The following is a 9,237-nucleotide window of genomic DNA, read 5'->3' on the forward strand; positions in this document are numbered from 1 at the left end:
CCTGGGTACGCCTCAACATATGAATCACCCTTCCGGTCCGCGCGGCGCACGGCACGCGAAGATCGCCCTCGACGTCGACGGCGAACATCGCACCCTCGAGGTCGACACGCGGACGACGCTGCTGGACGCCCTGCGGGAGCATCTGGATGTGACGGCACCCAAGAAGGGATGCGATCACGGCCAGTGCGGTTCGTGCACCGTGCTACTGGACGGTCGGCGGGCCACCACCTGCCTGACCTTCGCCGTCGCCCACGACGGTGCCCGCATCACCACGGCGCGCGGCCTGGCCGACGGCGACGAGCTGCACGCGATGCAGCAGGCATTCGTCGAGCAGGATGGGCTGCAGTGCGGCTACTGCACACCCGGTCAGATCTGCTCCGCCGTCGGAATGCTCGACGAGTTCTGGGCGCAGCACCCGAGCAACGTCACCGAGGATCTGACGGCGCCGCCCGAGCTGACCGACGACGAGATCCGTGAACGGATGAGCGGGAACCTGTGCCGCTGCGGCGCGTACACGAATATTCTGGCCGCGATTCGTCAGGCGGCGGAGGCATGATCCCGTTCGACTACGAACGGGCCACCGACGTCGACGGGGCCGTCGCCACCGTCACCGCGGACCCCGACGCGCGCTTCCTGGCCGGCGGCACCAACCTCGTGGATCACATGAAACTCGGTGTGACGCAGCCGGGTCGACTGGTGGATGTCAGTGCACTTCCCCTCGGCGACGTAGACGAACTCCCGGACGGCGGACTTCGAATCGGTGCCACCGTCCGCAACAGCGATCTGGCCGCGCACGAACTCGTCCGTTCGCGGTACCCGATGCTGTCGAGGGCACTGCTGTCCGGTGCGTCGGGTCAGCTCCGTAATCTTGCCACCACCGCGGGCAACCTCCTCCAGCGCACTCGGTGCGTGTACTTCCAGGACGTGACGACACCGTGCAACAAACGGGCACCGGGTACCGGCTGCTCTGCTCTCGGAGGGTATGCCCGCTACTCCGCCATCCTCGGTGCCTCCGAGCACTGCGTGGCCGTGCATCCGTCCGACATGGCCGTCGCTATGACGGCGCTCGACGCAGTGGTGGTCGTGCGGAGTGTCGACGGCGACCGGCGCATTCCCCTGGCCGAGTTCTATCGGCTCCCCGGGGACAGCCCCGACCGGGACACCGAGCTCACGCACGGTGAACTCGTCACCGCGGTGGAACTTCCACCGCCGTTGGCGGCAAGCCGGTCGGCGTACCGCAAGGTGCGTGACCGGGCGTCGTTCGCGTTCGCGCTCGTGTCGGTGGCCGCGGACCTGACGATCGAGAACGACCGCATCAGTTCTGCGCGGATCGCACTCGGCGGGGTGGCGCACCGACCGTGGCGCGCGGGGCGAGCCGAAGAAATGCTGAACGGTTCCGTACCCACGGAGCAGACCTTCGCGGCGGCGGCCGACGCCGAACTGTCCGCGGTGAGCCCCCTGCCGGGTAACGAGTTCAAGGTGACCCTCACCAGACGCGTCCTGTCCGCGACGCTCCGTTCCCTCGCCGAGGAGGCACGCTGATGGCGTTGCTCGAACCGAGGGTCGTCGGAACGCCCGCCGAGCGCCTCGATGGTCACGACAAGGTGACCGGTGCGGCGCGGTATGCCTTCGAGCACGCAGTGCCGGATCCGACTTATCTGCATCCCGTCCTGTCGAGCATCGCCCGCGGGAAGGTCACCGCCGTGGATGCGGGGGACGCGCAGGCCGTGGACGGGGTGGTCACCATACTGACGGTGTTCGATGCGCCGCGGCTCGCGGACACCTCCGACGGTGAACTCGCGATCCTGCAGGACCCCGAGGTCCACTTCCGGGGCCAGTTCCTCGGCGCGGTGGTCGCGGAGTCGCCCGAAGCTGCCCGTCAGGCTGCCGACCTGATCCGAGTCGAGTACGAGGTGCGTGACCACGACACCGACTTCCGCGCCGACCGGAGCGACTTCTACGCCCCGGAAACAGTGAATGGCGGGTTTCCCACCGACACGCGAAGCGGTGATGTGGAGGCGGCGTTGACCACCGCCCCACGGACGGTCGACCAGGTGTACTCCACGGCCATGGAGCACAACAATCCGATGGAGCCGCACACCACGATCGCCCTGTGGCGGCCGGGTGGACCGGGCCCCGTCCTGACACTGCACGATTCGACGCAGGGCGTTCATTCGGTCCGGAAGACGTTGGCGCCGGTGTTCGGTCTCGAACCGGAGGACATCCGGGTCATCGCACCACACGTCGGCGGCGGCTTCGGATCGAAGGGGTTGCCTCACGCGCACAACGTGCTGGTGACGCTGGCGGCGCAGAAGGTACCGGGCCGGCCGGTCAAGTTCGCGGTCACCCGGCAGCAGATGTTCGCGCTGTCCGCCTACCGAGCCCCGACGCTGCAGCACATCCGGCTCGCCGCGGACACCGACGGTCACCTGACCGCCATCTCCCACGAGGTGCTCACCCAGTCCGCCAAGATCAAAGAATTCGCCGAGCAGGCGGCGGTGCCGACGCGGATGATGTACTCCTCCCCCGCCCGGTACACCTCACATCGCCTCGTTGCCCTCGACGTGCCCGCACCGTCCTGGATGCGGGCCCCGGGCGAGACACCCGGAATGTTCGCGGCCGAAGTCGCAATGGACGAACTCGCCGAGGTATGCGGCATCGACCCGATCGAACTGCGCATCAGAAATGAGCCGGCCACCGACCCGGAGTCCGGGCACCCGTGGTCGGGCCGGCGCCTCGTCGATTGCCTCCGCGAAGGCGCCGAACGTTTCGGCTGGGCCGACCGGGACACCAAGGCCGGGATTCGCTCCGGCTCGGACTGGTCGGTCGGGTACGGAGTGGCCGCCGCGACCTACCCGGCGAACACGTCACCGGGGTCGGTTGCGCGCATTCGCTACGAGGGGGACAGGTACCGGGTGCAGATCGGGTCCGTCGACATCGGCACCGGAACGTGGACCGCCCTCACCCAGATCGCGGCCGATGCCCTCGGCTGTCCTCTCGACGCGATCGACCTGGAGATCGGCGACAGCGACCTACCGTCCGCCACGGTGGCCGGAGGTTCCACGGGTATCAGTTCCTGGGGCAGTGCCGTCGTCGCCGCGGCCCGGGCGTTCCGCGACACACACGGCACGACGCCGCACCCGGGGGCGGAAGCGAGTGCGGAGACACCGGGTAATCCCGACGCCGAAAAATTCGCACTCCATTCGTTCGGCGCCCATTTCGTGGAGGCACACGTCCATCGCGACACCTGTGAGATTCGGGTGGAGCGGATGCTCGGGGTGTTCGCCATCGGACGGGTCGTCAATGCGCGGACGGTCCGCTCCCAACTCATCGGCGGCATGACGATGGGAGTGTCGATGGCCCTGCACGAGGAAAGCGTCGGGGATCCACGTTTCGGCCACATCGTCAGCCACGACCTCGCGGGCTACCACATCGCCGCGCACGCCGACATCCGCTACCTTGATGCCGTCTGCCTCGCGGACGTCGACGAGCACGCCAATCCGATCGGCTCGAAAGGTGCGGGGGAGATCGGCATCGTCGGTGCGGCCGCTGCCGTGGCGAACGCGGTGCGCAGCGCCACTGGCATCCGGGTCAGGGCGGTACCGATCCACCTCGACGATCTGTTGCACGACTGACCGCGGCGCGACTACTCGATCCGCCGCCACGCGTGCTCGAGGGAGGCCCGCAGACGACTTTTCACCGCGCGAATCCGCTGCAGATCAGAGCTGCGCGGTGCCAGTGCTGTGAGGACGAGTTCCAGGAAACGCTCCCGCTCGACGCCGAAACGTTCCATCAGGTCCGCCGCGGCGGCACCGCCGAACGGGGCCCACTGAATGGCGAAGACTGCCATCCATCGGCCGTCCGAACTCAGCGAATGGGTCCGCTCGAGCCATTCACACCGGCCGAGCCAGAAGCGGATCCATTCGGCGTCGTACTTCTCGCCGGGCTCGACCGCAGGACGTGTCTGCATGGGTCAGCCCTCGCTGGAGTGCCGGATCGCGAACACGGGTAGCTGCTCGGCTGCTGCCGCCGGCCGGAACTCGACACGGACGGGATGCTGGGAGGAAGAGGCAGGGACCTCGCCGTCGATCCAGGTATACACCCAGGGGCCTTCGTCGAGTTCCACGATCGCGATCGTGCAGGGGGCCGAGACACGATCCCGCCCGCGCCGTTCACGTTCGATCGATTTGGACGAGACGATCGAACCGACACCACACGAGGGCACCTGCTCGAAATCGGAACCCTGGCACGTCGAGCACGTGGCCATCAGCGGTGCCAACAGGGTCGTGCAGCTGCGGCAGCGTTGGATCATCAGCGCGCACGCCTTCGCGAGCGCATGCCCGCGGCTGTGTCGTTCCGGGCTCATACCGTCACCCGCCCGGCGAAGGTGAGACTTACCGTCGGCGTCACGGACGCGAAAGGTAACGGCCTGCTGCGCGGTGTCCCCCGACCCACCCTGCCGAACAACCTCCGTTTCCCCCCGCTCCGGAGTCGACACCCGTCGGTCTGGTGAGACCGCCGAAGGATCGGGGGCCGAGCGCGGTGGGAGTCGGGCTTTCGGTGCGTTCGCGGTGTAGGGGACATTGGGGCCTCGGGGGTTGTACCGGCTGAAAAGAGGGACGCGTATGAGCTTGACCCGTGCCGCCGGAAAGTACAGCGGCCGATCGACCCGGGCACATACCTGTTTCGCCCCCGCGACGCCATCCCCGTCCCGGCCGCGCAGTTGTCAGACGTGCCGATCCTGCGCGTGCTCCACGACCCACGCCGCGATCTGGGTGCGGGAGGTGAAGCCGAGTTTTGCCAGAATGTGCTCGACGTGTCCCTGGGCGGTGCGTTGCGAGATGACCAGGGTGGCGGCGATCGCCTTGTTGGTCAGCCCGTCGGCGACGAGTTCGGCCACCTGCCATTCGCGGCGTGTCAGGGCGGTCTGCGATTGATCGGTGTTCGGATTCGTGCGCTGCTTCGTCCCCAGCACAGCCGCTGCGGCCTCCTCGAGGCAGGTGTTCATTCCCTGATGGAAGGCGGCCTCGAACGCGCGGTCACCGATGTCCCGTCGCGCCTGTTCGGCGCAGTCGAGATGATGGATGCGCTGGTTCGGATAGACCGTATTCGGATTGCCGACCGCATGCGCCAGCGCGTGCGCGGCCCCCATCAGTTCGGCAGCATGGTGGCTGTCTCCCCTACCCACTGCGATCCAGCCCAGCACTTCCAGGCATCCGGCAGCACTGATGCGGTCGTCGACCATCCCGGCCAGTTGCAGACCCTGTTTCAGCAGACCCTCCGCGCCCTCGAAGTCGCGGTGCTGCCACGCCGACATACCTGCCGCCCACAGTGACCAACTGCGATACACCGACTCGCCGTGCGCTTCGGTGAGGGCGAGTATCTCGCTCTGACACTGTGCGGACCGATCCGGATCGGTCGAACCGGTCGCCAGCGCGAGTCCGAGAAGCCCCCAGATCAGGTGCAGCAGATTGTCGTCGGTGCGGAACACGGCCAATGCGGCCTCGTAGTTCGCCCGGGCCGCATCGAGATGTCCGCCGAACATCGCGCGACCACCTTCGGCATGAGCAATCAGTGCGTGCGAGATCGGGTCAGCGACCCCCTGGGCGAGTGCATGAGCCTCCTCGATCGCCGCGGACGAAGCCTCGACCTCGCTGTTGAGTTCGGACAACATGACCGCCACGTAGAGGGCGCGGATCCGCTCCTCCGCGGAACCCGCGCCGCGGACAGCCAGCAGTTGGTCGACCCAGCGTCTGCCCTCCCTCAGCAGTCCCCGCGACCGCCAGAACGGGTACAAGGCCGCGGCCATGCGAAGCCCCGCCGCCGCTTCCTTCGGTGACGTCAGGCAGAAATGCAGGGCGGCTCGCAAGTTCGGTTGCTCGGCGTCCAGGCGCTGAATCCACCTGACCTGTCGGGCGCTGACCCACTCGGACCGCGCCTGCACCGCCAATTGCTCGTAGAAATTCCGGTGCCGGCGCAGCAGTGACGCGAACTCCGAGGTCTCCTGCAACTTCTCGCGGCCGTACTCGCGGAGAGTCTCGAGGAGCCGGTAGCGCACCGCACCCCTGGCCTCTTCCCGGATCAGGATCGACTTGTCGATCAGCGAGGCGACCACGTCGACGACCTCGGCGGGGCGCAACGATCCTGAACAGATCTTCTCGACCGCGTCCAATTCGAAGCCCCCGGCGAAGACGGCGAGCCTTCCCCACAGTTCCCGTTCCTGCGGGGTGCACAGTTCGTGGCTCCAGTCGATACACCACAGGAGCGTCTGCTGGCGTGCGGGCGCGCCGCGGCATCCGGTCGTGAGCAACTGATAGCGGTCCGTCAGCCGCTGAAGGATTTGTTCGACCGACATCACCCGGAGTCGCACTGCGGCTAGTTCGATCGCCAATGGCAGACCGTCCAGTTGCTGACAGATCTGCACGACCGCAACACGGTTGTCCTCGGTGAGATGGAATCCGGGGACGGCCGCGGCGGCGCGCTCGGCGAACAGTGCGACCGACTCGTACTGGGCGAGAGCCTTCACTGACGCAGGATGGCCCGAGTGGGGCAGCGTGAGCGGTGGCACCCGAACGGTGGCCTCGCCCGGGATTCCGAGTGGTTCCCGGCTGGTGGCGAGGATCCGCAGTTCCGGGCAGCTTCGCAGCAAGAACTCGGTCAGGCCGGCGACGGCATCCACGAGATGTTCGCAGTTGTCGAGGACCAGCAGCGCGCACCGTGGCTCCAGGAACTCCCGCAATACCACCTCGGGTGCCTCGGATTGCTGCTCACGCAGCTTCAGAGCTGCGACCACGGCACCGACCACCAGGGCGTCTTCCTCGAGTTCGCCCAGTTCGACCAGCCACACACCGTCCTCGAATGCCCGACTCGAATCGAGAGCAACTCGCAGGGCCAGCCTGGTCTTGCCGACTCCTCCGATTCCGGTGAGTGTGACCAGGCGTGAGGTGGCCAGCAGGCCGCGCGCTTCTGCGATCTCTCGACGCCGACCGACGAAACTCGTCAGCTCGTGAGGCAGATTCCCCACCTTGATCTTCGCTGCGGGCTGCATGAAGCCGTCACTCTCATTTCACGCCCCCTGGAACAACGGTACAGCGACGCTCGTCCTGCACCGAGTTTTCGCACAACGGAGGGTCAGCGAGTCCACCGGGTCGGTGCCCAGCGACCCGCGTAGGAGCGGATGCGGTCGCTTCCCCGAGGACCGGGACGGCGAGGGCCGGGGTCGGTCAGGCTGTGCGGGGTAATGGTGACTCGGCGCCCTTCCACCGTGTACTGGGCGCCCGTCACGAACATCGCGGCTGGCGCTGTGAGGTACGACGCGACGGTGGCGGCTTCCCCGTCGTCGCGGCCCGGGGACGGGAACGCGGGATCCGCGGCGGGGACGACGACGGAATTGACGGTGACGGAGTACCGCGACAACTCGGCGGCGAGGAGACCAGTCAGCCCGCCGAGCGACGACGCCGATGCGGTGATGTTCACTATGCGGCCACCTTGCCCGCCGGCGATCATGTACCGGACACCACGTTGTATGCATTCGACGGCTGTGCTGCCCGGGCAGCTGACGAGGACACCGATTCCGCCGAGTTCCCGGGCGAACTCATCGACCGCGGTGGCCGAGTGGGGTAGCTCGGCGAGGTCCATCTTCCGCACCACCGCGCGCACCGACCTGGCCCTCACCTCGCGGGCCGTGACCTCCGCGCGGTCGCGATCCGTGGCGTATGCCAGCCCGAGGTGGAAACCATCGTCCGCGAGTGCCAGTGCGACCGCCCGGCCGATCCCCGAGTCCGATCCCGTCACGACTGCATTGAGTGCGCTGGCATGCATAATTTTGGGTACCCGTGGTTTCCGGGGCTCAAACGCCGCGCTATCCGGACGCCGTTCAGGCAGAACACAATCCGATGACGATCCCGCATGTCACCGCCCGGAGTGGGGGTGGTCGGTCAGCAGTTGCTCGGTGCCGGATCGCCCCGGAACCGCGCGTCCAGGTAGTCCAGGGCGGTGGGAAGACCCAGGACCGCCGTCGAAAGGTGGTCGGGACTCGGGAAGAGTTCCGACTGCACCCGAACACCGGCCGCGCAGTACCGTGCGATCGTCGTCTCGATCGAGTCGACGGGGATGAGCACGTCGGTCGGGCTGTGCCATTCGAAGATCGGCGCGGTCGGCACACCGGGATACAGCTCGACACTGTTCTCGTCGAGTACTTCCCACGCCTGCGGACTGCTCATGAGGTCCGTGGTCTTGGCCACCTCGGTCGCACTACGACCGGCGCCCGCCGCGAGGATGCCGTTGGTGCACGCATTCGCCATGTCGCTGCGCATGGCAAGACCACGATCGTTGAGCTGCTCACTGATCGGCAGCCGGTCCGGATACTCCCGTTCGAGGCCGAGTGCCGCCGCCATCGCCAGGCCGAACGCCGGATGCGGCTGCATACCCAGGCCGTTGGCCATCTTCCCGATGTTCATCGGTACACCACCCTCGGCGACCCCGACGATATTCAGCTCCGGGGCATACTCCGGCGCGAGAGCCGCAGCCCAGGCCGACGCCATGCCGCCCCCGGAGTAGCCGGCCAGCGCGACAGGGCTCTCCGCGACGTTCAGTTCCGGAACCCGCTGAACGGCGCGAATACCGTCGAGGGTGATGAACCCGCCGAGCTTGGCCGCACCGTAGGCGCTGTTGGGTCCCAGGTGGTCGGGAAGGGCGACCGTCCAGCCCCGCTGCAGTGCGAGATTCAGCGCCGGCGCCTCCTTGATCTGAAGGTCCGGGTCGTTGGTGAACAGGGTGCGTGACGGCGCGCACCGCGGTCCGAGCGCGTTGATGATGTGCTGATAGGACAGCAGCGGACCGCCCACCGGCCGGGTGTGCGGTACCAGCACGGTGCTGACCGAGGAGATCGGGCGCCCCTGCGAATTGGTGGTGCGGTACTTCACCTGCCAGACATCGGTGTCGGGGAATGCGAGTAGCGGAGGCATGGGCCGGGTGGCGATCGGCTGCCCGGCCGCGCTGGACTCGAGGTTCGACGGCTGCACGTAGAAGGGATCCGTCTCGGAGGCAGGATAGATCGGTGCTGCGGCGGCCACACCTCCCGCACCGGCCACGGCGACGCACGCGGTGAAGACCGCGCGCAGGGCGCGTGCTGACAGGCCCTTGCTGGGTGAGCGCCCCATATCGCCTCCTGGAATCGAGTTCGAGTGTGACCGAGTTCCCCGGTGTTATCGGTATCCGGGCCGGTCCGTTACGTCA

At 67.5% G+C, this 9,237-nt stretch carries 8 protein-coding genes; 3 read left to right on the plus strand and 5 right to left on the minus strand.

Annotated features, from left to right (window positions below; genetic code table 11):
* Positions 1-19: 19 nt before the first annotated feature.
* Genes HYG77_RS00930 through HYG77_RS00940 form a run of 3 tightly spaced genes read left to right on the plus strand, consistent with a single transcriptional unit; the run spans position 20 to position 3,635 of the window.
* Positions 20-556, plus strand: a complete 537-nt coding sequence (locus tag HYG77_RS00930) for a 2Fe-2S iron-sulfur cluster-binding protein (RefSeq protein WP_208961616.1) — start codon at positions 20-22, stop codon at positions 554-556.
* A complete protein-coding gene (locus HYG77_RS00935) occupies positions 553-1,542 on the plus strand; it encodes a xanthine dehydrogenase family protein subunit M (protein ID WP_208961617.1) in 990 nt (329 codons plus the stop codon). Before HYG77_RS00930 ends, HYG77_RS00935 begins: the two co-directional genes overlap by 4 nt.
* Positions 1,542-3,635, plus strand: a complete 2,094-nt coding sequence (locus tag HYG77_RS00940) for a xanthine dehydrogenase family protein molybdopterin-binding subunit (protein WP_208961618.1) — start codon at positions 1,542-1,544, stop codon at positions 3,633-3,635. Before HYG77_RS00935 ends, HYG77_RS00940 begins: the two co-directional genes overlap by 1 nt.
* Before the next feature lie 11 nt (positions 3,636-3,646).
* Here the strand turns inward: HYG77_RS00940 and HYG77_RS00945 are convergent, their stop codons facing one another.
* From HYG77_RS00945 to HYG77_RS00965, 5 genes are all read right to left on the minus strand, one after another.
* A complete protein-coding gene (locus HYG77_RS00945) occupies positions 3,647-3,970 on the minus strand; it encodes a hypothetical protein (protein ID WP_109329842.1) in 324 nt (107 codons plus the stop codon).
* Positions 3,971-3,973: 3 nt separating this feature from the next.
* Entirely contained in the window at positions 3,974-4,366 is a 393-nt protein-coding gene (locus HYG77_RS00950; protein WP_208961619.1) for an OB-fold domain-containing protein, read from the minus strand.
* A gap of 360 nt (positions 4,367-4,726) precedes the next feature.
* Positions 4,727-7,048: a LuxR C-terminal-related transcriptional regulator gene (locus HYG77_RS00955; RefSeq protein ID WP_208961620.1), complete on the minus strand. Its 2,322-nt coding sequence runs from the start codon at positions 7,046-7,048 to the stop codon at positions 4,727-4,729.
* Between the two features lie 83 nt (positions 7,049-7,131).
* Complete coding sequence (locus tag HYG77_RS00960) at positions 7,132-7,794, minus strand: SDR family NAD(P)-dependent oxidoreductase (protein ID WP_244373388.1); 663 nt, start codon at positions 7,792-7,794, stop codon at positions 7,132-7,134.
* Between the two features lie 143 nt (positions 7,795-7,937).
* Positions 7,938-9,161, minus strand: coding sequence for a lipase family protein (locus HYG77_RS00965; protein ID WP_208961622.1), 1,224 nt, complete (start codon positions 9,159-9,161; stop codon positions 7,938-7,940).
* Positions 9,162-9,237 lie beyond the last annotated feature (76 nt).

The organism is Rhodococcus sp. ZPP (assembly GCF_017656075.1).
GTDB lineage: Bacteria > Actinomycetota > Actinomycetes > Mycobacteriales > Mycobacteriaceae > Rhodococcus_F > Rhodococcus_F oxybenzonivorans.

Bases quoted from the DNA above. Each gene is read 5' to 3' on its own strand.
- HYG77_RS00930 (WP_208961616.1), top strand. From the start codon at position 20: ATGAATCACCCTTCCGGTCCGCGCGGCGCACGGCACGCGAAGATCGCC.
- HYG77_RS00935 (WP_208961617.1), top strand. From the start codon at position 553: ATGATCCCGTTCGACTACGAACGGGCCACCGACGTCGACGGGGCCGTC.
- HYG77_RS00940 (WP_208961618.1), top strand. From the start codon at position 1,542: ATGGCGTTGCTCGAACCGAGGGTCGTCGGAACGCCCGCCGAGCGCCTC.
- HYG77_RS00945 (WP_109329842.1), bottom strand. From the start codon at position 3,970: ATGCAGACACGTCCTGCGGTCGAGCCCGGCGAGAAGTACGACGCCGAA.
- HYG77_RS00950 (WP_208961619.1), bottom strand. From the start codon at position 4,366: ATGAGCCCGGAACGACACAGCCGCGGGCATGCGCTCGCGAAGGCGTGC.
- HYG77_RS00955 (WP_208961620.1), bottom strand. From the start codon at position 7,048: ATGCAGCCCGCAGCGAAGATCAAGGTGGGGAATCTGCCTCACGAGCTG.
- HYG77_RS00965 (WP_208961622.1), bottom strand. From the start codon at position 9,161: ATGGGGCGCTCACCCAGCAAGGGCCTGTCAGCACGCGCCCTGCGCGCG.